Source organism: Olivibacter sp. SDN3, assembly GCF_014334135.1.
In the GTDB taxonomy this organism is placed as follows: domain Bacteria; phylum Bacteroidota; class Bacteroidia; order Sphingobacteriales; family Sphingobacteriaceae; genus Olivibacter.
This window is the reverse complement of sequence record NZ_CP060497.1, coordinates 3,699,119-3,725,226: the sequence shown is the minus strand read 5'-3', so window position 1 is coordinate 3,725,226 and position 26,108 is coordinate 3,699,119. Positions and strand designations below refer to the sequence as shown.

Here is a 26,108-nt window from a genome sequence, read left to right as displayed (position 1 = left end):
TTTTAAATGTTACTGGTTCTTTAATAATAACTCCACTGTTTTCGTTTTGAGATCATCACCCATTGCATAATCTACCGCCTTCTTATCTTCTGTGTTTTCTACTGTTGTGTCTACACCGCTTTTGATCAGGAATTTCACTTTTTTATAGAGATCACGCGCCTTATTTGCGTCAAAATTAATATCGAACCGGCAAACTTTATGCAGTAGCGTATTTCCCAGATTATCGCGATAATCGACGTCCAGATACCCTTTCTCCAATACCATTTGAAGTAAATCTGCCGATCTTTCCACCATCCAATCAACTCCTGTTTTCTCTTGATGATACCAGAGGGAAGACTCTTTCAGATCTGCGCCATGGCTTAACAATAAGTCAATGATCTTCAGGTTACGGGGCGTTTCCTGATACATCATGCGCAAAAAGCCATTCAATAGGTTTTCGCCCTGTTTCGTTTGCGCATAAAAATCAGGTATTTGGTATTGCAATAAATGCTCCAGCAAATCGGCATTTTGTTGATGAACCGCTGCAAGAAAAAAAGAAGTCTCGCCATTTGTATTCGGCGCATTGGGATCTGCTCCTGCCTCTATTAATTTTATGGCGATCTCCGGTTTACCCGAATCAATAGCCACATGCAGCGGTGTTTTGCGTTCCACCGAAACAGCATTCAGGTCAATCCCCTCTTCCAATAACCAATCTACCAGTTCCTCTAGGTACTGGGCGGGTAGCATACGCAAGTTACACACCTTAAACAACAGGTTCTGCCCATTTTTATCCATCCTATGAACATCAGCTCCTGCCGCAGCAATTGCTTTAATAATCGGTACAGGAGCCTTAAGCTCCAATGAAAATTCCAGTAAGGTCAAACCATTGACATCTTCGTCGATATCTTCCACCTGTTCCAAATACGTACGTAACCAACCGACATACGCGTCCATAGCGTCTTGCGAAGATAAAATCGGCGTCAGCAGTTCGCGCATAATACTCGTATCAAAACGATCATAATCGTAAAGATCAGTCGATATGATGTTTTCTTTAACCAGTAAATCCAATGCTGGATAATGCGACGAACGGATCAGTTGGCTGAGCGCCGATTTTAGTGCGTGCGTATCAAATTCTACTTTTAACGAGGCGTCTTCCATCATAGTGATGATCGACGCAGTATCACTTTTACTCGCAGTATTTGTTATATCCCGTAAATCGTTATTCGTCATTATGTTCTATTTTGATCTGCTATCTTTCATACGCCTTAAATAACCAGCATATGATCGAATCAAATGCTCCGATTTCATTGGCCCAAATATAAGACTTGTACCTCCTGTCATATGATTTGATTACGCCTACAAAACATCTACATTAACGGTATACGGGAATCTACAAATTGTCTACATCAACAACACAAAAAACTATAAACAAACAAGTTAACTTGATATTATTACGCATATTCAATGGTTTGCAAAAACATTAAACCAGCTATGCACAAACTGATATCTGGACACAATCAGCCGACTTTTGAACAAGAGGAGCAAAACGGCTTCCCATAAAATTTTTGGTAACTTTGGTAAATCGGCCCTGCATGAAAATTTTGCAGAAATTTCCTGGGGCGGAACACTTTAAACAAACAAAAAATGAAAGTGAAACGGATTGTTACGAATATCCATACAGCAAACATTGCAAAAGCCCAGAAATTTTACGGTGAAATACTTGGTTTAGATACGCTAATGGATTTCGGGTGGATCAGTACCTATGGAAGTGACAGCAAAATGCAGGTTCAGATCAGCTTTGCAAATGAAGGTGGATCAGGTACGCCAACTCCGGATATATCTATAGAAGTGGATGACGTGGACAGCGTCTTTTCTCAAATGAAAGAAGCTGGATTTAAGATCACATATGGGCCAACAACCGAACCTTGGGGTGTATATCGTTTTTTTGTTAGAGATCCCTTCAATAAGCTGGTGAACATACTTTCACACGTTGATTAGAAGATATAGTTACATGAGAAGGTCACAGCAAATCTCCGAACACTTAAAGTAATTAGGTTAGCGAAGGCGTATCATACGAATCTTCAACATTTTAAAAAGCTAATTTTCAACAAAATATGTCAATTATTCGTTTTAGTATAGGTATATAACAAACAAAACTGCATCTGTTTTTCTTATGTAAGGGCACAAGCAAAGGGTTAACGTACAGAAAAAATGAAAATTGCAATCGTAGGCACCTATAAACCAAGGCAATGTGGCATTGGAACCTTCTCAACAAACCTATTCGAAACCATCGAAGGAATAACAGCATATTCGCAAGAAACCGAACATATCGTCATAGCAATCAATGACCCTGGCAATGCTTACGATTACCCACCTGAGGTAGCCTATGTCATTGATCAAGAGGATCACGACACTTATATAAAAGCAGCAGAATTTATTAACCAGCAACAGGTAAACATCTGTATTATCCAACATGAATATGGCATTTTCGGTGGGCAGAACGGTGTGTTCATTCTCACCATGCTACATAGCCTGGAAGTGCCGGTAATGGCTACTTTTCATACCGTTCTGAAGAAACCATCGTATAATGAGTTGGTTATCATGAAGGAAATTGCCAGAGTTGCTGAAAAAGTAATCGTGATGGCAGACAAAGCGATACAAATGCTTCAGGAGCTATATGAAGTTCCGGCCGACAAAATCGAGAAGATAGCTCATGGAGTACCCGATATCCGGTATGATAAGACAGCTGCAAAACAAACATTAGCGCTTACGGATAAAAAAGTGTTGTTAACATTCGGTTTCATTGGTCGTAATAAAGGCATCGAAACGGTGATATGTTCCTTGCCGGACGTTGTGGCACAATACCCCGATGTAGTCTATATCGTACTTGGTAAAACCCACCCGAACGTGTTGAGACATGCTGGGGAAGAATATCGGTTATTTTTGCATCGGCTAGTCAAAAAGCTGGATCTTCAAGAGCATGTTATCTTTCTGAATCAGTACGCATCGCAAGACGACCTTTTTCTATACCTTAGCGCTTCAGACATCTATCTTACCCCTTATCTCAATGAGGGCCAAATTACCAGTGGTACCCTATCTTACGCCGTTGGTGTAGGTTCTGCAGCCGTATCCACACCTTACTGGCATGCTACGGAGTTATTGGCAGAAGGTCGGGGGCGGTTGTTCAATTTCAATGATTCGGAAGAGTTATCAAGGGTACTGCTAGATTTACTTGACCATCCACAGCAATTGGAAGCTCTCCGGCAGCGCGCAGGGGAATACGGAAAAACCATCACTTGGCCAAAAACAGGAGCCACATACTATGCGCTTGCTCAAGAACTTGCCAAAAATGCAAGCAAACCTATTATCAAAAAAGACCCGGCTTTAGATCGTAACATATTACCACCGTTACGTTTCGATCATATTAAGCGGCTTACCGACAGCGTTGGTATTTTTCAACATGCCACCTACGGCATCCCTAATTATAACGAAGGCTATTGTCTGGACGATAACGCCCGTGCCCTGCTGATGATGCTAATGGCCTATCGACGTACCAAAAGTGAAACCGCCCTTCAAAACATTCCGATTTATCTCGGCTATATCCTTTATGCGCAGAACCCCGATGGTACGTTCCGGAATTTTATGAATTTCAATCGCAATTTTCTGGAGGACGTGGGTTCTGAGGATGCCTTTGGTCGAGCTGTTTGGGCTTTGGGTTATGCTATGGCTCATGCGCCTGTGGATGCCTATTATCAAGTTGCCCGGCAATTATTTTTCAGGGCTATGCCCCACTTTGAAAACTTAAAGTCTATCCGAAGTATTGCCAATACCGTCATAGGACTGTACCATTACCTCCAAGATAATCCTTCTGATGAAGGAATGACGGAGTTGATGCGAAAACTTGCCACGCGTCTTCATACGGAGTACCGGGACAATCGAACAGCTGACTGGCATTGGTACGAATCCCTGTTGGCCTATGACAATGCACTCCTTCCTTTAGCAATGCTATGTGCAGCCGAGGTTTTGACAAATACAGCATTTAGGGAAACCGCTTTGGAAAGCATGGCCTTTTTGGAGCGGCACACCTTACAGAAAGGTTATTTAAGTCTTATCGGCAATGAAAACTGGTATCGTCAAAGCCATGTGCCCTCTCCTTTCGCCCAACAACCTATCGATGCAATGGCCACGGTGCTCTTGTATCTTCAAGCTTACAATTATACCGGTGAGCCACGATACCTCAGTCTACTATATACGTCATTCATGTGGTTCCTCGGTGAAAATGATCTTCGGGTCAGTCTGTATGATTTTGAGACTCACGGTTGCTGTGACGGATTGCAACAGGATGGCGTGAACCGTAATCAGGGTGCGGAAAGTACGCTCGCTTACCTCATCTCTTACCTGGCCATCCAACATACATTTGAAATACCCTACAGCAAATTTTCACACGATGAAGCTAGCCATGCTGGCGCCGATAGCTTGGCGCACCCCTCCCCGTAAGTACGGTCCGTGGGAACAGGTAGCCTCCAACCTTACCGAGGGACTGATTAAGCAGGGGATTGATGTAACACTATTCGCTACGGCGGATTCGATCACTAAAGGGCGACTTAGGTATAGTGCGCTCCGTGGCTACGCGGAAGATCCTTCCTTAGACGCCAAAGTGGAAGAATGCCTGCACATCAGTGAGGTTATGGAGGCGGCGGCCGACTTTGACATCATCCATAATCATTTCGATTTTCTACCATTGACCTATTCACGGCTCATCCATACACCCATGGTAACCACCATCCATGGATTTTCCTCTCCAAAGATTATCCCCGTTTATAAAAAGTATAACCGCCATTGTTTCTATGTTTCCATCAGTGATGCGGATCGATCTCCGGAATTGGATTATATTGCAACCGTATATAATGGCATAGCTACTTCGCAATTTCAATTCGTTGCCAATCCAAAAAGTTACCTTTTATACTTCGGTCGAATACACCCGGAGAAGGGCGCACATTTGGCCATCGAGGTTGCCAAGCGCTCGGCTATGCCGCTTATTATTGCAGGATTAGTTCAGGATGAGCATTATTTCTCCACCTATATTTTACCCCACGTCAATGGTAAACAGATTCAATATGTGGGCAATGTTGGTCCGGCGGAAAGGAATCGTCTGCTGGGTGATGCAGCCGCTTTGCTCCACCTGATTGCCTTTGATGAACCTTTCGGGCTGAGTGTTGCCGAAGCCATGCTATGCGGCACACCCGTAGTCGCTATGGACAGGGGTTCCATGCCGGAATTGCTCAGACATGGCCAAACGGGCTTCTTGGTAAACAGTGTGGATGAAGCCATTCAGGCTATTGCCGGTATCCATAGTCTTTCCCGCAATGACTGCCTAAAATGGGCTAGAAGTAAGTTTACGCAGGAAAAAATGACAGCCGATTATATTGCCGTTTACCGTCGTATTTTAGCGCTTTGAACGCTGTTTTTTCCCAAGTAACTTTGCTAAGAGATCCGCTACATTGACTGTAGCATAAGTAGAGGCATAATCCGACATGGCATAAGGAATAACCAGTTCGCCCTGATGGATATAGGCTCCACAGGAATACAGCACATTGGGCACATAACCTTCACGTTCTTCACGGTTGGGCATCAGCAGTGGTTCGCTCAGGCTCCCGATTTCAAGCGTAGGATTATCTAGGTCGAGCAACGATATACCAAGTGCATACTCACGCATCGGGCCCACCCCGTGGGTAATCAGCAGCCATCCAGCCTCCGTTTCTAAGGGCGATCCACAATTTCCCATTTGCACCAGCTCCCAGGGGTGTTCCGGTGTCTGTATACGCTGTGCTTCACGCCAAACGTTAATGTTGTCCGAATAAGCAATGTAATTGTTAACGCCATCTATCCTGCAGAGCATCACATACCGCCCGTTAATCTGCCTAGGAAACAAAGCCATACCCTTGTTCTGCGCAATATGTCCATGTATGGGCATGACTTTGAAATGTAAAAAATCCTTGGTCATGAGTAGCTTGGGAAGTATTGCCATGCCATCATAGGCGGTGTAGGTAGCATAATAAGTCACTTCTCCCGTTGCATCAACAAAACGCACAAAACGTGCATCTTCAATACCGTTTCTTTCGGTATCAGCAATCGGAAAGATCACCCTTTCGCACACCCGCGTATCTGTTGCAAAGGTCATCTCATAGTTGGATGATGCCAGCCATTTTACTTCCTGTAAAAAGGCTATATATTCCGGTTTAGCTCCCAGTTCCGCCTCTGCATCCAGTAGTGATTCCTTCAGTTCATCATAAGTGAAGGTATCTTTTAGTCGTTTACTTATTGCTAAATAGGCTTCATCATGTTGGTATCCACTTTGACTACACATCTCTTTCAGCTTTCCTAAAAAAGACTTTTTATGGTAGGTATGTTTTTTGACATGTTCAGGTGCTTCCAATAGCTTTCCGGGATGATCAATGGTTATATCATTATGTTTATCCAAAACTCCCTGCCGGAACACAATGGAAGAAATATGGCCTTCTCCAGTGGCCCGAAAACTAATAATTACGCGCTTTTGTCCGCTCTTGAGCAGCGTTTGGTCAGGGTGTTCGACAATCGAGGGATTAAAAAAGGCAGCCGCTTCTATAGAATACTCCATGGTAAAGTACGCGCCGATAAGTAACCGCAGCTGCTGTGGTAGTTTGCTGGGATCAATCCTCATCTTTTTCATCAACGGCACCAAGTGTTCGAAATGGTTAGCGAATATCTTCCGAATGTCGCGGTGTCTTTTTTCATACTTACGGATCACCCGATCGAATGTCTCTTGCTGTTGTTTATCGGTGAGATCCAATATCGCAGTGATCAGGCGTTTTCCACGTTCATCGCCCGTGAACAGAAACCTAGCGATTACTCTACTGAAATCGGGTTCGAATATCTTTTTTTTCCTAACTACTTTTATGGACATCTTTTCTTTTTAAAATGGCAGATCATCTGCTCGTGGTACTCCTTCAAAAAAATTCGTTATTCGTAATAGTTTAATATGATTTTGGGAATGAAAAAAGGTGACCTTTTCAGAGGTCACCTTTACCTATGTAATTTAACAAATCAATCCATTTTGTGATCATCAGCTGTTTCATCGAGAAAGGCTTGACTCTCCTCTTTTAATTCAGCTATTCTGGCATTAGTCTCTCCCTGCTTCTTTTTTAGATCTTCCGCCCTGCCCTTCAAATTATCCATAATTTGCTCATTCGTTTTCGGAGCGCTATTTTTTCCTGCCATTTAGTAAATGTAAACGAAATAACCGAGAATAGCTAATGTATTTTGGAGATATTTACTTTGGATAAAACTTACAGTTCAGCAGAAAGAAGAAAAAACAAGTAAATCGCGAATTTTGCATGGCATTTATATCCAATAGTTGGTAGGTAACAAGCTCACCTCATTGCAAAAGAAACCGTTATGCCTCGCAGAATGCGTATATTTAGTTGATCCAGGTGCCCGCCTGTAGCGGCGGGCAATGATGAGGATCGTTGTTACGGTTGGATTATTACATGGTAGAAACCTAAAGATATTACGAGTATACTATATGTCTTTTTTTAGACAAAATTATTTACACCAATTACACCTTAGCTTACACATAACGTCTATCGCCTTACACGACACCAATTTCGTTGCGGGTGATTGCAGCGTTTAAAGAAAGCCGTTTCACGTATCTGTAAGTGCAATAAACGATTATCTTCTTTTTGTTCTGTGAATTATTTAGAATAATTCTTAATAAGTTGTTAGCTTTACATAGAAAAGTACAATAGCGATAGGGTAAATTAAAAAAAACGCATTGTTTAAAAAAGAGGATGAAATTCAAAGAATAATTATGGCAAAAGTAAAACCTGAACTTTTTGAAGTGTTAAACGACCCCAAGGTAGAAGCTACCCTGGCGAGACTGTATAAAGAGGCATTGAAGCAGGGCTGGACGATGGTTTTCCATTTTCTTCCCAAAATTTTTCAATATTTCGGCAAAGGTATTGACTGGAAAACAGAGAATGAGTCGTTCTACGACGATAAATACACCCCCATTGTACCGGATCAAGGGACTTTCCTTTATATGCAAGCAAGAGCCTTAAAGGCTAAAAACATATTCGAATTCGGCACCTCCTATGGCATTTCTACGCTTTATCTGGGCAAAGCTGCTAAAGATAATAACGGACAGGTCATATCGACGGAGTATTTACCCCATAAGGTCAAAATAGCCCGTGAGCACATGGAAGAAGCCGGCCTTTCAGCATATGTCAAAATTCTAGAAGGTGATGCCCGTGAAACACTCAAAAGCCTGAATACTGAATGGGACTTTGTGCTACTGGATGGTTGGCCGGATATGGTTTTTACGATTTTCAAACGCATCGAACCAAACCTGAAAAGAGGTGCCGTTATTGCTGTAGATGATGTGGTTGGTTTTCAGCCTTCCATGCAGGAATACCTAGACTATGTAAGAAATCCCGATAACGGTTACTTGTCTACGACGATTCATCCAAAAAAAGGTATGGAATTTACCATTAAAGTGAAATAGGACTGAAACCATGATACAGGTTCCCAAGAGCTGAGCCGAAAAATGCTGTCCAGATACATAAGCTATCTGGACAGCGTAGTGTTTTCTCAATCAATCTGTGAATCCGCTTCGTATGACGTCCAGAGATCTTCCAGTGTATTGCCTGTTCTTTGTAGCCAAATACTCTCTTCATACTGCCCCCGTCGCAACAGGTCGTCCAGCGTTTTCACCAAATCACTATCATAGCTTTGCTCTACCCACACCAGGAAACGAGCGGTAATCCGGTAAGCGTCGGTATAATGCTGGCCCGGCTGGTAATCTGGTAAGCTCCAGTTTGCACGGTCATTGTATAACCCATAAACATGACGCACGTAATCCGCAATACCTTCAGTAAGCCAGCCTGGCGCACCACCTGCATATGATTGTACCAAGTGCATCACTTCATGCGTTACCACGTCGAGATCATTTGGGTTATTTGTCATATAAGCGGCACCATAGGTGGCGAAACCACTGAATACATAAGCAACACCGTCAAAACTAGGCTCTATCCGAAAAGCCACTTCCTTCTGTGCATCGGGATTAAAATCATTTAGCAGGCGTGGATAGTTTGTAAAAAAGACCTCAACCATCTCGTCTTTGATCGTTTCGTTAAAATCACTTGCTTTATTAACAAAAAACAAGGTCAGTCCTTCTCTAGTGATGGTATCGATCTTTGTAAATGGACTAATCACCTGTTCTACTGAAGGTACAGACAATAGTCTAAATTCCGATGCCTGGAACATCTGTCCGGCATACAGCTTCGTAATATGCCAGCGGTAATGGGTAAACTTCCGTGTATTCTTAAATGAATAGCGCTTCGTCAAATTTCGATCGGAAAACATCTCGTAATCCTGCTTATCCAAGGGCACCCATTCTTCGCCATCGTCAGATCCGCTAATTTGCCAGTCCATCGGATCGCGTGGATCGGCATCGTTCCCCGACGTAATTTTATAGGAAGCCACCTGTGTAGGTTCTTCAAACTGAAATTCAACAATTAGTCCGTCGTCGCCAATATCACGTACCAAAAATTTCGTCAGGGTATCATTATCAATTAATTTAGCAGAACCTTCAGCTCCGTCGGGACCATCATTATTCTCCAGGTTAACAGTCATGACCGCCTCCCCTGTCACGTCCTTTTCGACCGTCACATCATCATGCTCATCTACGGGAACGGGATCATTTATTTTGGTACACGAAAAAAGCAGTAAGCCAATAAGCAAGGCGTTCATCAAACGTGGTAGCAAGCGTTTCATTTTTTAGATTTAATGGTAAATTGAACAAATCTGTAGATGCCAAGCGCATCAATTTTTGCTAAGGTAATATCATTTAACCATTAAGTGTTGTTAACGGAATCTAAATAGAATGTTAATACACGAGCAACTTTTTTTAAAGCGGTAGGTGTTTCCTCTCCTTTGCTCCATCCGCTATCCGCCCTCTATTTACCCCCTAGTTATCCACTAGTTACCCGCTAATAGTCCGCTTTTGGGGGGTTAAATGCGGATAACATGGGGATATACCGTGGATCTGGGGGGAATAGGGTGTGGATGGGGCCTGTTTCTCGAGCACAGTAAAATAAAAATATCTACTCAATTAGTAGATTATACTCAAACAGGACTCTCTTTAGTAAATGGTTGAACATTAATGGATTTCTGATAAGAACTTAACATAAAGACTAAAACACCTGATAACATATGAAACGCTTACTTAAAAAAAGATGGATTGGAATCTTACATCTGATACTGCTATGGAGCGGTGCAGCACTGGCGCAACACAGTCCCACACCCGTTTTTCAAGGGAAAATAGGGAAAACCATCCGGGAAACTACAGAATCGCAACCCAAGGTCTACCCGGAAACACCCGAAGACGCGCCTAACATTGTGTGGATTCAGATTGATGATATTGGATATGGTGCCATCACTGCCTTCGGAGGTTTGATTGAAACGCCCAATATAGATCGGCTGGCCAATCAGGGACTTCGGTTTACGAATTTCCACACAACGGCTTTTTGTGCGCCTACCAGAGCTGCTTTACTAACTGGAAGGAATCAACACTCGGTCCATTTCGGTTTCTTCGCCACCAACGCTTATAATACTCCGGGGTACGATGGTTATCTGCCCTTTGAAAAAGCAACGATCGCCGAGATTTTAAGGGAAAACGGATATAACACATTTGCCATAGGAAAATACCATCTTACGCATCCGGCCGATGCCACCCAGGCTGGTCCGTTTAACCGATGGCCAACAGGCAGGGGATTTGACCGTTATTTCGGTTTTTCGCCTGAAGTAGCTGCTACAGACCAATGGCATCCAACCTTATATCGCGACACACAACGCGAACCCGAAGATCCGGAAGGTCGACATGTGACCGAATTACTAGCAAATGAAGCCATCCACTACATCGCTGGACAAAAATCGGCCGCTCCCGACAAACCATTTTTCCTTTATTTTGCTCCCGGTGCGGTACATGCACCGCACCAAGTGGGAAAGGAGTGGATTGATAAATATAAGGGCAAATTCAGCATTGGATGGGACGAGTATAAGGAGCTTGTACTTAAAAATCAAAAAGCATTGGGTGTTGTCCCTGCAGACACTGAACTTCCTCCTAAAAACCCGGGAGTCAAGAATTGGGATGATCTTTCCGCAGACGAAAAGAAACTTTTTGAACGCTATATTGAAGTATATGCAGGGTTCGTGTCGCACACAGATCATGAAATCGGACGGATCATTGACTTTATTGAACAAATCGGACAGCTGGATAATACACTCGTCGTCGTTCTGGTTGGAGATAATGGTGCGGAAGGAGCGGGACGTGAGATTGGTCGCTTTCTGACCAATGGAAAAGAAGAAACGCCAGAACAAATATTAGCCAAATATGTCGAAAATATAGATCTACTAGGTACAGAGCGTTCCTCGGTACTATATCCCGATGGATGGGCCGCAGCAACCAATACACCCTTTCGGTTCTATAAAAGCTATGCCAATTACGAAGGCGGAACACATGACCCACTTATACTTTTCTATCCAAAGAAAATAAAAGATAAAGGGGGAATCCGGCATCAATACGCTCATGTAAATGATATACTTCCTACTACTCTTGAGCTGGCGGACGCCAAAGTCCCCGATATTATAAACGGATATTCGCAGGAACCTGTTGAAGGGGTCAGTTTGGCTTACACCATTGAAGCGCAGAACAGAGACGTAGCGGAACGTCATACAGTACAATATCACGAGATGACAGGCTCCTACGCCATCTATCAAGATGGATGGAAGGCGGCCTTCCCTCATGACCGCTCAGGCCGAATACCTCAAAATGAAGAGAAATGGCATTTGTATAACGTTCGGGAAGACTTCAATGAATTGAATAATTTAGCGGATAAATACCCCGAAAAAGTAAAAGCATTGGCAGAAGTGTTTGAAAAAGAAGCATGGAAATATAATGTATATCCACTGAAAGATAAGTGGGAAACGACGAACCAACGTATTTTTGATGACAAGAAAACGGTAACCTTGTACCCTGAATCTCATTATACCAATAGCTCTGTCTTCCGGTTTTCCAATGAATCGTATGCCATTTCCGCCAATACCGTAATACCCGAGAGCGGTGCAGAAGGTGTTCTCTTTGCTTATGGTAACACCCTTTCTGGCATTAGCTTTTATGTAAAGGAAGGCAAACTTGCATTCGCATATAATACAGAAGGAAAACTACATGAACTTTTTTCAGACAACGTTATTCCTTCAGGCGAACACACATTGAAAGCCGAAGTACTGCATAGTAATGACCAAAATGAAAAGCATCTCAATCTATATCTAGATAATGAAAAGATCGGAACATTGCCACTTGAAGCAAGCGTTGCACCTGCAAGCGGCTATGAGGGGTTTGATGTAGGCCAAGACCGGGGCGCAGCGGTTACCCCTGCCTATAAAGCTCCCTTTCGGTTCACCGGCCTGCTAAGGCACGTCGTTATTGAAAAATTATAGCATTTATAACAGCACAAGCTTTTAAAAAACGTGTATTCCAATGAAAAATCGTTATAACAATAAAATATATTTAACCGGTTCAATAAAAAGGAAAGTATCCAAGGTTTTGGCAGCAACTTTTGCAATAATAGCCCTTACACTCCATTTAGAAGCAACTGCCCAGTACCATGTTCAGCAACCTTGGGAAGGTAACCTTGGAAAGACAGTGGACCAAACTACTTTTTCGCAAACCGCACATCAGGTTATCCCACCCGAAGATGCGCCAAACATTATTTACATTCTTATTGACGATATCGGGTATGGTGCATCTTCCGCATTCGGCGGGCTTATTCCCACTCCAGCGATTGACAGCTTAGCTAATAACGGATTACGGTATACCAACTTCCATACGACAGCAGTATGCTCTCCAACACGAACGGCCCTTCTGACCGGCAGAAACCATCATTCTGCACATGTAGGTAGCAATGCCGGTGCCGGCACCCCAGGTTATGATCGGGTGATACCTTTTGAAAAAGGATTTGTAAGTGAAATTCTCCGGGAACAGGGCTATAATACATTTGCCGTTGGCAAATGGCATATAACGCCCAAAGTCGATCAAACACAGGCAGGGCCCTTTAATCGATGGCCAACGGGCAGAGGCTTCGATAAGTATTATGGATACCTGGGAGGGGCGACAGACCAATATCGGCCCATATTGTGGGAAGGCACCGAAAAAATAGAAAAAGCTTATGACGATAAGCGGTTATTATCGGAATTGATGACCGATCGTGCTATCAACTATATTGCCAATCAGAAATCAGTAGCGCCGGAAAAACCTTTCTTCTTGTATTATGCACCCACTGCCACCCACTCCCCTCATCAAGTAGATAAAGTTTGGAGCGATAAGTTCAAGGGCAAATTCGACGAGGGTTGGGACTGGTATCGCGAACAGGTACTGATTAACCAAAAGAAATTGGGAGTCGTACCGGCCGATGTCCAGTTAGCGCCCAGCTATTCGGATGTACAAGAATGGGAAAGCTTAACAGCGGACGAAAAACGATTGGCTCTTCGTCACATAGAGGTGTATGCAGGTTATCTGGCCCAACTCGACCATGAAATAGGCCGCTTGGTAGATTACCTAAAAGACATCGATCAACTGGATAACACGCTGATCTTTTTATCCATAGGTGATAATGGCGCGGCAAGAGCAGGAGGAGAATTTGGGAGAAGTAACTTTAGCCATGACGCAGGGCAGGCCCAAACCAATGCTTTTGAGCACTCTTTGGCCAATATCGATCTGATTGGCACCGATAAATCTAACGTGCTTTATCCAATAGGCTGGGCGCAGGCAACGAACACGCCCTTTCGTTATTTCAAGGCAGAAGCAAATGGAGAAGGCGGCACACACAACCCACTCATCGTTTTTTGGCCCAAATACATCAACGATAAAGGTAGTGTTCGTAATCAATACACCCATATCATTGATGTTTTGCCAACCTCCCTGGAGCTAGCCGGTCTTAAGACGGTGGAAAACATCAATGGAATTGAACAGGATTCACTGGAAGGGATAAGTTTCGCGCAGTCACTCAATGAACGCGATGCTTCCGACGGGCGCACGGTACAGTACTATGAAATAGGTGGCTCACGTGGTATTTATAAAGATGGCTGGAAAGCAGGCGCCTTCCATCAACGAGGAGATGCCTTTGAAAATGACCGGTGGGAGCTGTTTAAAATTGATGAAGATTTCAATGAACTTTCCGACCTTTCAAAACAACACCCAGAAAAATTGGAAGAGCTAAAGGCAGCTTTTGATCAGGAAGCAACGAAATACCATGTTTATCCCCTTAGAAACGGCTCGGGGGAAGAAAGCGAAAAAGAACCTAGCTTCTTCGATGGGAAAAAGCACCTTGTGCTTTATAACGGGCTTGCGCATCTGATAGAAGCTCCTGATTTCAATAATCGGTCTTTTACAATCACCGCCGATGTCGAAATTACCGACCCGAAAGAGGAAGGAGTGCTCTTTGCGACTGGCGGTCAGTTTAGAGGACTGAGTTTACTTGTGCGGGACGGAAAATTTCAGGCCATTCACAATAGCGGTTCCGGAGAAGAAGTCATCAGTTCCGACACCGCTCCACTGCCTGTTGGAAAGTCTATTTTAAAATTTGTTTTTCAAGCTGATGAGAAAGCCAGGTCGGGTGTTGCCGCTATCTATATTAACGACAATAAGGTTAGCGAAAAGCAGCTAGCACGTTCGGTTTTTAAAGACGCTTGGGATGGTCTATCCGTAGGTAAAGATGATAATACCGCGGTTTCCGACAGCTATAAAGCTCCCTATCCCTTTACCGGAAAATTAAAAAAGATAATTATTGATTTTTAATAAGCTCAATGAGCCGTTACGAATTTCTGTTTGAGATAAATAAAAACTAAAATGTTTACAAATCGCAAGAATAATGTTTAGAACCGTTTTCGCTGATTTCCGCTATTCGGCTCTCATAGGTGTCATTTGCATATCTTCTTTGTCAACACGTGCACAGCGAGGCACCGAACTTCCGGAGACGTAAAAAGGGCCTGTGAAGATTGGTTAAGGGGTGCCTATTGAATTATAATTGTTCAGTACGGCATGTATCTTTTTTGCAGCAATAGCCAGTTGTACATCAATGGTATTAACCGAAATATTTAACTGTGCCGCAACATCCTTATTCTTTAACCCCTGCTCTCTGATCAACCTATAAATCTGTTTGCATCTTGGAGGCAGGTTATCTATGGCGACGCCGATCAATTTAGACAGTTCTGAGGTAAGAAACAGCTTTTCGGGATCGATAGCAATATAGTCCGAAAACTCTTTTGAAATCTGATCCGTTGACACAAACAACTCCTTCTCCCTTTGCTGCTTCATCAGCTGACGATAGCAGGAGTGCTTCACCGACGTTAAAAGATACCTACGAAGATCTTTGATGTGCTCGATACCTTCTTTTTTTCTCCAGGTTCGGTATAAAACGTCCAAGACAAGCTCTTCTGCCAGTTCCCTCGACCTCAAATAGGATTCGGCTAAAGACAACATAACCATATAGTGCTCATTTTTAAGCCATTGGTAAACAGCATTAAATTTTCGTTCGCTGATCATTTTATTGAGCGTTCCATTAGCTAGTTCGTTCATTTTTCGTATGCTCTGTTTCTGTTTGCATCATATTTCTCTTTTATCCTTTCGTTATTTCCCCATTTCTCAGGCATGGGGGGTATCAGCAAATCCGATGGATTGGGCAAAACCTCGACATCCGGAATCGTGAGCGCTAAGACATGCAGATAGGTAATCTTGTTATTATAAGGAAGATATTATTGAAGCCCGCGCACGCTGGACATTGCTAACATCATTAAGAGCAACAGCTATTACAGCGAACATTTTCATATTGACGTAAGGAATAAATAGTTAAAGCTGAATCAAAGTGGAGTAAAAATTTCGTTTTCATTTGTATCTTTAGGTAAGTGAATCAAAAAACTAAATTTGTAGCCTGTACTACATTGTTAGGCGGTTAGGACAAATGTAGGGGAATAAGTGTTCCGTGCATACCTATAAATCGTTCATAAACACAGCATAAATACTACTCATTTACCAGCTATTACCTGCCCCCCTTAAAAAGCAACGATAAGTATTTTTAATCAACTGGAAGTCGTTCATGAAACAAAATGTTGGTCCCTTTTGAAGGCTATGCCGTAAAGGGGAAAACACCTTCACGAGCGAAGCAGCGATATCAGGCATAACCTTTCAAGGTATTTTTTACACGATTTTCATTCAGGTACCGAATTGTTCTATCCGTCTGATCCGTAGTTCCGTGCAAATGCAACAGCATTTTCCCGAAGTTCAATTTACCCAGATATTCAATGTCTGCCCGTATGAGCTTAAAAGGGATCTGGTAATGATGATGAATGGTATCAAGTAGTTTGTCAAAGGGTACTCCCCCATTCAATTCTACTTCTATTACTGGAAAAAGTCCTTTTGTATGTTCTTGTTTCAGATTATCATATAGCTTCTTTGGAATTGCCATAGCGTTTTATTTAATGAATTGCCTTAGATGAGGAGAGAATTTTCCAACTGCCTGACGTAAAAGTTTCCCGTGGCCGTCACCCTCAACCAACCTTGGTAAATATAGTTATAGAGCGTTTCTACAAAAGTAATAAAAAGACTACTAAAATAGTAGTCTTTTTATTTGTTTATTTCGGACGTGGTTTTTTTATTCTGCGAGGGGCTAATAAAACAGGTTTGGCTCACGCTTCTAACCAACACTCCGTTGTAACAGCTAGATCTGCGAGGTGTTAATTATTGGCTTTTACTTTGTTTCTTCGAAAGTCTGCTGGTGTCATTCCGCTGTGTTTCTTGAACTGTCTACTTAAATGGCTTTCGTCTGAAAAACCTAATTCATCCACAATTTGCCCGATAGAATACTCACTATAGGTCAGTCGTTGTTCAATGATGTTCATCTTGTATTGTGTGATATAACAGTGTAAGCTCTCGCCGGTAAGTTTTTTAAAATATTCCCCCATGTAATTAGACGACAGATTGAAGTGCTCAGCGAGGTATTTTATCCTCAACTTTTCGGGATAGTAAATATGCTGATGAAGATAAACCAGGATTTTGTTGATCAAGGGTTCTTCTGTTCTTGTATTGGATAGGGTGATTTCTCTGCGTAATACGTTACGGGAGATAATGTTTAGAACAAGTGTGACCAAATGCTGTAGATTTTCATCATAATAGGATTTTTTATTGTTGTATTCTTCAATCATATTGTTTATCAACGAGGAAATAATCTTGCAATCTGATTCATATTTTATAAGTAATTGCTCGAAGCGGTTATGATGTGTGAAGATGTTTTCAAGTTGTTGCAGCCACTGTATTACCCTTTCTCGCTCCTGCTTGCTTTTGTACTGTTCCAGAAAAACATTAGAAAAACGGATAGAACAGAAACGCGTGCGGACACAGCTTTCGAAACCCCGGCAGTCTAAAGGTGTAAATAAAAAAATGCTTCCTTTGCTGTACGAAAATTTATTTTCGTTCACGATACGTGTCCCCTCGCCTTCGATTATCTGGACAATTTCGAAGAATTGGTATTTCAGTGGACGTTCATTCCAGTGCTCCATATCTGAAACATGCAATTCGAAAGGCTGATAAAGGTGTTTCTTTTTCATTGGCGCAAATTATTATTATGCTGTATGCTTTTGTAAGCCCTTATTTGTAACCTCGAAATTTACAAAATTATCCGCTTGTTGTTCCTACCAATAACTTTCAATCCGTTATAATTTTGGAAAAAAAGCATATGAAATATAAAAAATTATTAACACCACTTGTAACAGAGGTTATTTCACTGCGCAACAGGGTAGCAATGGCGCCCATGAACCGGCGCAGAGCAACAAACGGGATACCTAGCATATCTATGGTTACCTATTATAAACAACGCATAGGCGCGGGATTAATTATTACCGATAACACCGCAATTTCATCAAATGGAGGCGCATACCTGAACACGCCCGGAATTTATACTGAAGAACAAAAACAGGCATGGAAAAAAATTGTGGATGCGGTACATGCAGAAGGCGGTAAAATATTTGTTCAATTGGTTCATTCCGGTCGTGTTGGTCATTCGGCAATTCAAAAAAATGAGCCCTTGATTGCTCCTTCAGCAATAAAAGTAAATGAAAAGATCCGTACTCCCGACAACAGCTATCAAATGATGACCGAACCTATAGCTATTACAACGGATGATATCCCCCTTTGGATAGACGCCTTTAAGCAAGCTACCGAGAATGCAATGGAACTTGGCTTTGATGGTGTTGAAATACATGCTGCGCACGGATTTCTGATTGACCAGTTTATAAATCCACACAGTAATGCCAGAAGTGATAAATACGGCGGAAGTATCGAAAACAGAAGTCGCTTTTTGATAGAAGTCATGCAAGCCGTTGTGTCTGTAAGCGGTAAAAACAAGACAGGTATCAGGCTTTCCCCGTTTCGGGAGATATACGGTTTGAAACCTTATCCCGAAGAACTCGCTACACATCGATACATCATGGACGAATTACAGAAAATGGACATCTTATATGTACATTTTTCCAATGACAGTACCGGTGGCAAACAGTCCATACCGATAAATTACCTGCGGGACGCCCGTAAGCGCTTTAACAATCTCATCATCGTTGGAGGCGGTTTCACTGTTGAAACTGCGGAAGAAGTATTACAGTCGGCACTTGCAGATGTGGTGGCTTTCGGTAAACTTTATATATCAAATCCCGATTTGGTGAATCGGATAAAATATAACGCCCCGCTGGCTAAATGGAATGAAGAAACATTTTATCATGGAGGCGACGAAGGTTATATTGACTATCCCAAACTATTCTGAAATTTTGGTTTCTTCATTTCATAAAAGATTTAAAGACCATAAATCTCAACGTTTTGCCAAACGTTCCATCTTGGGCGTAACCTTAAACTTCATTTGACTTTTGAATCTATAAATTTTGTGAGAGGTTCATGGTATACGGTAGTATAAGGTTCAACGCTATTAGTCAACCACACATTCCCTCCAATTATTGAGTGGTGGCCTATTCGGGTTTCACCACCCAGTATGGTCGCTCCAGCATAAATAATCACATGGTCTTCTATAATTGGATGTCGCTGCTTACCGGCAAATAGCTTATCAACGCTTAAAGCGCCCAATGTCACACCTTGATATAGTTTGACATAATCACCAATAACACAGGTTTCACCGATAACCAAACCCGTACCATGATCAATATGCAAGTATTTACCGATGGTGGCCCCAGGATGGATATCTATACCTGTTCGTTCATGGGCATATTCCGTCAGAATACGGGGAATCAGCGGCAAGTTGTCCAGCCAAAGTTGATGAGCCATCCGATATATACAGATTGCCAAAAAACCCGGATATGTTCGTATTACTTCCTGAATGTTTCGCGCAGCTGGATCTCCTTCCCATATCGCCTGAGCATCTGTCATCATCACTTCATATAAGACAGGCAATTTTTCGAAAAAGTTCGCGACGATAGGTTCATGATCACGGTTTAAGTTATCATTACTTTTAAGCACTAAATCCAAAAGCTCATTTTCCAGCATTTTAAAACTAGCTTTCAGCGCATCAACAGTCATCAATTTTTTTGAATTGCGTTCAGGGAACAGCAATCGGAACACGTCCCTTGCCCATTCCCATATCCGAACATTACTCGGCATATCCCGGGCCTTTTGGTGCCTTAAAAATAAATATTGAAAAAATTCTTCCATTATCTTCTGGTTTTAACTTAAAAAATCAAATCGATCTCATTGTATTCATGTGTACAGTATTTACTATTACTTCACCTCCTCCTTCCATTTGGCATACGCCGATCGCATATCCGACAATCGCTCACTTTCACCAGGTTCGTGTGCAAGGTTCTTCGTTTCAAAAGGATCCGCTCGAAGATCATATAACTCTTCAAAACCATGTTCTATATATTGGATATATTTTAAATCTTTGGTAACTACGCCCTCTACGCGAGGTAGTTGAGGGCTTCCCAAAAAAGTATGTTCATAAAAAAAAGATGTTCTTGCAGGGGCTTTTCCTTTCAACATATCAACTAAATTGATCCCCTGCATTTGCCTCGGTATTTCTATTCCTGCCGCCGCCAAAATAGTAGGAGCAATATCGATATTCAGTGCCATCTCTGAGCTTTTGCCACGAAGTTCAGCTGAAAGAAAAGGAGCAGAAATCAGCAACGGTACACGGATAGACTCCTCAAAGCCAAACCATTTACCCTCCAGACCGTGCTCTCCCATCATAAATCCATTATCTCCCATAAATATAATCAATGTATTTTCTGCTATTCCCAATGCTTTCAGTTGGCTCATCATCTGACCAACTACCTCGTCGACCCCGGTTACCAAACGGTAGTAATTCTTAGTATTCTCCTGATATAAACGGTCTGAAGAAAATAGATCCCGCCACCGCTTTCGGCCGATATTTTCTTCCGTCTGAAAAAAATCAGGCATACTTTCCCAGTAAACCGGATCTGCCGTAAGTGGTTTTGGAATATACGTGTCCCGATAAAGATCGGCATAACGCTGTTGCACCGGATAACTTGGCGGATCGCCATCCAGTTCGTGAGGAGCTTTGAAACTGACAGACAAACAGAAAGGGCCCTGCGAAGCAAACCGTCCGAGGAAAGCAGCAATATCGTTTGCCACACTATCGGTATGGTGTATCATGATTCCATCTTCCCGGGACAAAAAATAGTCGGGTTGCCCTTCGTTGGTACAGGACCAATAATCATACAGTTTTTCAGGTGGCTGTGTACCTACACCGTATTTTCCAATAAACCCAATCTTATAGCCCGCATTTTTCAATAGAATAGGATAGGTAGCTTCTACAGCAGGGGTATCCATATCCGTTTGAAAATCATTAATTTGATGGCGACTGGCATACTGACCTGATAGGAGACTGGCCCTGCTGACACAGCAGATAGAAGTTGTTACGTAAGCCCGTTCAAAATAAACCCCCTGACTGGCCAAGCTGTCTAGCACTGGCGTAGCGATTTGCTGGTTACCGGCATGCCCGAGCGCGTCCCAGCGATGGTCGTCTGTTAATAAAAAAATGATATTAGGCTTATTCTGTGCAAACAAAACAGACGGGAGACACAGTATCGTAAACAGGTAGATGCCAATTAAGCGGAAGCGGAAGAAATTATGGAAATCGAACATAGCAGATTTGTAATAAAAAACATTATTTTATATCATCCCATTAGATGACAACATCCTAGCACTAATTTTAAATCTATAATGCATATACATTTAAACAGTAAAAAACGCCGCGGGTAGATTCGAACTACCATAAAAGGTTTTGCAGACCTCCACCTAACCTCTCAGTCACGCGACATTTTTTTATCTTCTTGGTTTTTCTTCCGATTGTTTGCCTATAACAGGTTTTTACTCCTCTTCCCTATGCATTATAAAACAAATTTAAAAAAATAAAATAAAATCTAGTAAAATACTAGACTTTATTTATATATTTGTAGCACCATTAGATGCGCCGCTATAATGCATTTAATGATTAAATACGTCTTCTCATATATTAGGTTTATAATTGGTTAGCTCAAAATGCCCGCCCATCGGGCATTTTGTTTGTTTAAATTTATTATTTTACACGTTAGTTTATTACAAAAAAAAGTCGCATATCGAAACAGATCTGATACATGGAGGAGCCCGGTTTAACGAAACCTCTTCGCTGGTTCCCCCAATATATCAAACGTCTACCTATTACGCTTCTGAAAGCGCTGAGCAATACCTGGAAACGGCAACAGCAGTAAGCCCTTCTTATTTTTATCATCGGCATGGAAACCCGGTAAATAACCAGGCCGCAGACCTTATTGCCAAGTGGGAAGGTAAATCCCATGGCTTGCTCACCTCTACGGGAATGGCAGCCATCAGCACTGCTATTCTTTCGGCCTTGAATGCTGGCGACCATATTATCGTACAACATTCCCATTATTCGGCAACGAGTTTACTCTTTAGACAGGTATTACCCAAATATGGCATCGAAGTCAGTTTCGTTGATCAGACAGATAACCAGGCTTTCGAACGTGCCCTGAAAAGCACAACGCGGCTCATCTATCTGGAAAGCCCCTCTAATCCGAACCTGGCCATTAGCGATCTCCAGTTTATCGCTCATCTGGCCAAAGAACATGGTATTTTGACCATCTGTGATAATACCTTTTCAAGTCCGATCAATCAACGCCCGCACGATTTCGGCATTGACGTTGTCATACATAGTGCCACGAAGTACCTAGGCGGACATAGTGATTTATCTGCGGGAGTTATCTGTGCCAGTGAATCTTTTATAGCGCAGGCATGGAAACACATGGTTGTTCTGGGAACCTCTCTTGCGGCATTCGATGCATGGCTGCTGTTAAAGGGTTTACGTACCCTTAACCTAAGAGTGAAACAGATCAACGAAAATGCATTAAAATTGGCGCAGTGGCTGGAAAAACAGGACAAAGTAGATCAGGTGGTTTATTGTGGCCTACCCAGCCACCCCCAGCACGATTTAGTTAAACGACAGATGAAGGGTTTTACCGGAATCATTACCATCACTTTAACAGGTAGTTCAGCCAAGGAAAAATTTCTGTTTGCCCAATCCGTTCTAACGCGATTGAAATTATTTTCCAACGCGGCCAGCCTTGGAAGCGTAGAATCCCTGATTGTGCATCCCGCATCTATGTGGGGCAACAATCACAACGCAGAAGAGAAGGTAAAGGCCGGGATTGACGAAGGTATGCTTAGGCTTTCGGTGGGCATTGAAAACATTGTAGATCTAATGGCAGATCTCCACCAAGCTTTAAACACATAATTTTGTATGCCCCTATTGAAAAAGCAATTGCTTTCAATAGGGGCATCGGTTAAGGATTTTAGTTTTTTTGCGCGAAAACCTCTGCGGCCTCCGTATCCTGGTATTGATCAATTATTTTTTTCAACTTGCCTTTTAACTCTTGAACAGTTTCCTGATAAGTATCATCGGCATAAACGTTGTGCAGCTCCTGTGGATCTTTTTCCAGGTCATATAACTCCCAGGTATTTTGACCTTTGTAGAAACGCACCAATTTATAGCGCTCCGTAGTCAAACCAAAGTGCGGCGACACGTGGTGCGGCTCCGGAAACTCATAGTAATGATAATAGCTGGCATCGCGGGTCTTAACATCCTTGTTGCCGTTCGCCTGCAAGACCGGAAGGAAAGACGCTCCATGAATATCTTCCGGAATATCTACCCCTGCAATTTCCAATAAGGTAGGTGCCCAATCGATATTCAGTACATGTTGATTGATCTGTGTACCAGGATTTATTACACCGGGATAACGGATCACAAAAGGTGTTTTTAATGACTCCTGATAGATGAAACGTTTGTCAAACCAACCATGCTCACCGAGATAAAAACCTTGATCCGAACCGTAGATGACAATGGTATTTTCTGCCAGACCTTTCTCATCCAGATAAGCCAATAACCTACCTACATTGCGATCCAAGGCATCCGCTGTAGACAGGTAATCCTTGAGATAACGTTGATATTTCCACTCGGTCAGGGCTTTACCACTCAATTTTTTCTCGTCGAACTCTTTGGAAATTTTATTGTAATAAGTTGTAAAAGGTTTCTTCTGTTCGTCGGTAAAGCGACGGTAAGTGCCCTTACGCAGGTAGCCCTCAATTTGTTCTTCTTGCTCCGGGGTCAGGTCTTTTTTACCGAAAAACTTCTGCTTGATTTCCTCTTTCTGTTGTTGCAACTCTTCTTCATCCACTTCATAGTCTACGTGTACCTTTAAATCTTCTTTCAGTCGCATCGTTTTCTCAATGGTCATATCCTGATCGGCAGCGGCCTTCCTCCCTGCATAATCATCATAAAAAGTTTCAGGGAGCGGAAAGTCGATATCATCATAAGCGCCTAAGTCTTCCAAATCCGGAAGCCATTCCCGATGGGTTGCCTTCTCTCCTACCACTAAGAAAAATGGCTTGTCTGTATCACGCTCATCCAACCAGTCGGTAGCCAGATCGGTGATAATATTCGTCACATAACCTTCTATTCTAGTAGTATCATTCGCTTGATTGATAAAATCGGGATTGTAGTAATTTCCCTGTCCCGGCAGAATATTCCAGTAATCAAAAGCATCCCCTGGCAGCGCTCCTAAGTGCCATTTACCTATCCAGGCCGTCTGGTAATCCGACTGTTTCATCAAACGGCTAAAGAGCTGTTGCTCTACATTGAATTTTTCTTCATTGGCCAGGTAACCATTTTCATGGCTATATTTTCCCGTTAGCAGATTTGCCCTACTGGGGCCGCAGATAGAATTCGTTACCAAAAAGTTATTAAAAATAGCCCCTTCATTTGCGATACGGTCGATATTTGGGGTACGCGCATATTGGTTTCCATAAGCACCGATGGCCTGATACGCATGATCATCGGAGAAGATGAAGATGATATTTGGTTTTTTCGGTTTACCTTCCGATTGTCCGGCATTCTGGTTACAGCTGGCCATGGCTACCCCAAAGGCCAACAGCAAGATATTCATTTTTTTTACCATTATTCTATCTTTGAATGATTTACGTTCAACTATATTAATTCGCATATCCCGGATTTTGAACAAGCAATTTATTCACATCCAGCTCCCGTTGCGGCAGGGGGAATAAGTTATGATGGTCTCTTACCCCCTGTATGCCTTTCTCTTGCAGTACTTCCTGTAATTTCCCGGTTCGCACCAGATCGAACCAACGGATACCCTCGAACCCAAACTCCCAACGACGTTCCGCAAGGATGGCCTCCCTTAGTTGCGATTGGCTTAAGCCATTGAGATCAACCGCGGCGTCCGGCAGATTGATCGGCAAACCATAGGCCCTTCTTCTTATCTGATTGATGGCCTGATAAGCCGTCTCTGTAGGACCTTCCAGTTCATTCGTCGCTTCCGCTTCGATAAGGAGCACTTCCGCATAGCGGATAACTGCATAATTCAGGTTTCCTTCTCCCAAAGTGCTAACGGCACCGGGATCAAAATATTTATACCAATGCGGTTTAAAAGTCACACGTCCTGCTCCCGCATCGTATTCCGTAAAGAATGTACGATCACGACGTAAATCGCCCTGCGAGAAACTATCGTAAAACTCTTCAGTAGGTACATCCGCACTATTACCTGCTACAGTACCCCCACCCGGCAAAGGAATCGTGGCCCTCGGTAAAAACAGGGCCAGACCGAAACCATTTTCGGTGCCCGTCATGCCCTTATTCTGCACGGCGAACAGGAACTCCCGGTTCTGTTTGTTCTCTGGCGTAAAGATATCAAAATAATTGGCCTCCAAGCCATAGCCAGAAAGGCTCAACGTTTCTTCTGCCTTCGTCTTTGCCATGGCATATTCCTTTCTGGTGAGGTGTACTGAAGCTAAGATTGCTTTGGCGGAAGCTTTTGTGGCCCTTCCGATATTAGCCGAGTTATTCACCTCGTCCAAATTTTCCTCAGCAAAAGTTAGATCTGCCACAATTTGTTGATACACCTCTTCCACTGGAGCCCTTTCCACCTCAACCTCATTCAATGACGTCGCCTGGTGCAATACCAAAGGTACATCTCCGAACAAGCGTACAAGATTATAATACAGTAACGCGCGTATAAAGTGTGCTTCCCCCAACAAGCGATTTTTCTTCGCTTCATTAAAACTGATGGCAGGAATATTATCGATCGCCGCATTGGCGTTTTTTATACCCGCATAATGGGCAGTATACACCACATTGATCCGGTCATTTACCGGTCCGAAAGTAAAATCATCCAGTGCGAAGATATTCGCATTAGCTACACCGACACCGCATGTGGCATTATCTGTTGGAAGCTCGGCCAGTAGATAAATTCCGCGGTAATAGATATCCCATTGATTATTCATTAAATCGTAGGCAGCCACAATTGCAGCTTCCGCATCCGCTTCGGTTTGATAAAAGTTACCTGCCGTCATATCCGATCGTGCGTCCTCCTTCAAAAAATCCTTGCATGAGAGGACCGACAAACAGCTCATTATACCTAAAAAATAACCTATGATCTTCATTTTAATTATGTGC

At 42.7% G+C, this 26,108-nt stretch carries 19 protein-coding genes and 1 tRNA gene; 8 read left to right on the top strand and 12 right to left on the bottom strand.

Translation table 11 applies throughout. The features are described from left to right. Positions 1-9 precede the first annotated feature (9 nt). Complete coding sequence (locus tag H8S90_RS15455; RefSeq protein WP_187338754.1) at positions 10-1,209, bottom strand: ankyrin repeat domain-containing protein; 1,200 nt, start codon at positions 1,207-1,209, stop codon at positions 10-12. 414 nt (positions 1,210-1,623) lie between these two features. Here H8S90_RS15455 and H8S90_RS15450 point away from each other — a divergent pair, with 414 nt between their 5' ends. From H8S90_RS15450 to H8S90_RS15440, 3 genes are all read left to right on the top strand, one after another. Then, complete coding sequence (locus H8S90_RS15450) at positions 1,624-1,977, top strand: VOC family protein (RefSeq protein WP_187338753.1); 354 nt, start codon at positions 1,624-1,626, stop codon at positions 1,975-1,977. A gap of 213 nt (positions 1,978-2,190) precedes the next feature. Then, positions 2,191-4,476 carry a glycosyltransferase family 4 protein gene (locus tag H8S90_RS15445; RefSeq protein ID WP_187338752.1) on the top strand — a complete coding sequence of 762 codons (2,286 nt, stop codon included), beginning with the start codon at positions 2,191-2,193 and terminating at the stop codon, positions 4,474-4,476. Further along, entirely contained in the window at positions 4,427-5,437 is a 1,011-nt protein-coding gene (locus tag H8S90_RS15440; RefSeq protein ID WP_187338751.1) for a glycosyltransferase family 4 protein, read from the top strand. The genes H8S90_RS15445 and H8S90_RS15440 overlap by 50 nt, the downstream gene beginning before the upstream one ends. Here H8S90_RS15440 and H8S90_RS15435 read toward each other — a convergent pair. Next, a complete protein-coding gene (locus H8S90_RS15435) occupies positions 5,426-6,922 on the bottom strand; it encodes a glycoside hydrolase family 130 protein (protein WP_187338750.1) in 1,497 nt (498 codons plus the stop codon). The two genes, H8S90_RS15440 and H8S90_RS15435, sit on opposite strands and share 12 nt — an antisense overlap. 140 nt (positions 6,923-7,062) lie before the next feature. Next, on the bottom strand, positions 7,063-7,236 hold the full coding sequence (locus tag H8S90_RS15430) for a hypothetical protein (protein WP_187338749.1): 174 nt from the start codon (positions 7,234-7,236) through the stop codon (positions 7,063-7,065). Between the two features lie 589 nt (positions 7,237-7,825). Here H8S90_RS15430 and H8S90_RS15425 point away from each other — a divergent pair. Beyond that, positions 7,826-8,518 carry an O-methyltransferase gene (locus H8S90_RS15425; RefSeq protein ID WP_187338748.1) on the top strand — a complete coding sequence of 231 codons (693 nt, stop codon included), beginning with the start codon at positions 7,826-7,828 and terminating at the stop codon, positions 8,516-8,518. Positions 8,519-8,604: 86 nt separating this feature from the next. Here the strand turns inward: H8S90_RS15425 and H8S90_RS15420 are convergent, their stop codons facing one another. Next, positions 8,605-9,789, bottom strand: a complete 1,185-nt coding sequence (locus tag H8S90_RS15420) for a basic secretory protein-like protein (RefSeq protein WP_187338747.1) — start codon at positions 9,787-9,789, stop codon at positions 8,605-8,607. A gap of 438 nt (positions 9,790-10,227) precedes the next feature. Here H8S90_RS15420 and H8S90_RS15415 point away from each other — a divergent pair, with 438 nt between their 5' ends. Together H8S90_RS15415 and H8S90_RS15410 are read left to right on the top strand one after the other, a co-directional pair. Then, positions 10,228-12,513, top strand: a complete 2,286-nt coding sequence (locus H8S90_RS15415; protein WP_187338746.1) for an arylsulfatase — start codon at positions 10,228-10,230, stop codon at positions 12,511-12,513. Positions 12,514-12,553: 40 nt separating this feature from the next. Then, positions 12,554-14,869 (top strand): arylsulfatase, encoded by a 2,316-nt coding sequence (locus H8S90_RS15410; protein ID WP_187338745.1) that lies wholly within the window; start codon positions 12,554-12,556, stop codon positions 14,867-14,869. A gap of 204 nt (positions 14,870-15,073) precedes the next feature. On the opposite strand, the gene H8S90_RS15405 is transcribed toward H8S90_RS15410, so the two are convergent. The 3 genes from H8S90_RS15405 to H8S90_RS15395 form a co-directional block, all read right to left on the bottom strand. Next, positions 15,074-15,649 (bottom strand): sigma-70 family RNA polymerase sigma factor, encoded by a 576-nt coding sequence (locus H8S90_RS15405; protein WP_187338744.1) that lies wholly within the window; start codon positions 15,647-15,649, stop codon positions 15,074-15,076. Positions 15,650-16,241: 592 nt separating this feature from the next. After that, positions 16,242-16,535, bottom strand: coding sequence for an NIL domain-containing protein (locus H8S90_RS15400; RefSeq protein ID WP_187338743.1), 294 nt, complete (start codon positions 16,533-16,535; stop codon positions 16,242-16,244). Between the two features lie 268 nt (positions 16,536-16,803). Next, positions 16,804-17,673 carry an AraC family transcriptional regulator gene (locus H8S90_RS15395; RefSeq protein ID WP_187338742.1) on the bottom strand — a complete coding sequence of 290 codons (870 nt, stop codon included), beginning with the start codon at positions 17,671-17,673 and terminating at the stop codon, positions 16,804-16,806. A 128-nt stretch (positions 17,674-17,801) separates the two neighbouring features. On the opposite strand from H8S90_RS15395, the gene H8S90_RS15390 reads away from it, so the two are divergent. Beyond that, positions 17,802-18,881 carry an alkene reductase gene (locus H8S90_RS15390; protein WP_187338741.1) on the top strand — a complete coding sequence of 360 codons (1,080 nt, stop codon included), beginning with the start codon at positions 17,802-17,804 and terminating at the stop codon, positions 18,879-18,881. Between the two features lie 89 nt (positions 18,882-18,970). On the opposite strand, the gene H8S90_RS15385 is transcribed toward H8S90_RS15390, so the two are convergent. The 3 genes from H8S90_RS15385 to H8S90_RS15375 form a co-directional block, all read right to left on the bottom strand. Next, positions 18,971-19,777, bottom strand: coding sequence for a serine O-acetyltransferase (locus tag H8S90_RS15385; RefSeq protein WP_187338740.1), 807 nt, complete (start codon positions 19,775-19,777; stop codon positions 18,971-18,973). Between the two features lie 66 nt (positions 19,778-19,843). After that, complete coding sequence (locus tag H8S90_RS15380) at positions 19,844-21,229, bottom strand: sulfatase (protein ID WP_187338739.1); 1,386 nt, start codon at positions 21,227-21,229, stop codon at positions 19,844-19,846. A gap of 104 nt (positions 21,230-21,333) precedes the next feature. Then, a tRNA-Cys gene (locus H8S90_RS15375) sits at positions 21,334-21,404 on the bottom strand. Positions 21,405-21,611: 207 nt separating this feature from the next. On the opposite strand from H8S90_RS15375, the gene H8S90_RS15370 reads away from it, so the two are divergent. Continuing rightward, entirely contained in the window at positions 21,612-22,874 is a 1,263-nt protein-coding gene (locus tag H8S90_RS15370; protein WP_222852110.1) for a PLP-dependent aspartate aminotransferase family protein, read from the top strand. A 58-nt stretch (positions 22,875-22,932) separates the two neighbouring features. On the opposite strand, the gene H8S90_RS15365 is transcribed toward H8S90_RS15370, so the two are convergent. Both H8S90_RS15365 and H8S90_RS15360 read right to left on the bottom strand, forming a co-directional pair. Then, positions 22,933-24,639, bottom strand: a complete 1,707-nt coding sequence (locus H8S90_RS15365; protein ID WP_255501622.1) for a sulfatase — start codon at positions 24,637-24,639, stop codon at positions 22,933-22,935. Beyond that, complete coding sequence (locus H8S90_RS15360) at positions 24,629-26,095, bottom strand: RagB/SusD family nutrient uptake outer membrane protein (RefSeq protein ID WP_187338738.1); 1,467 nt, start codon at positions 26,093-26,095, stop codon at positions 24,629-24,631. Before H8S90_RS15360 ends, H8S90_RS15365 begins: the two co-directional genes overlap by 11 nt. Between the last annotated feature and the right edge of the window lie 13 nt (positions 26,096-26,108).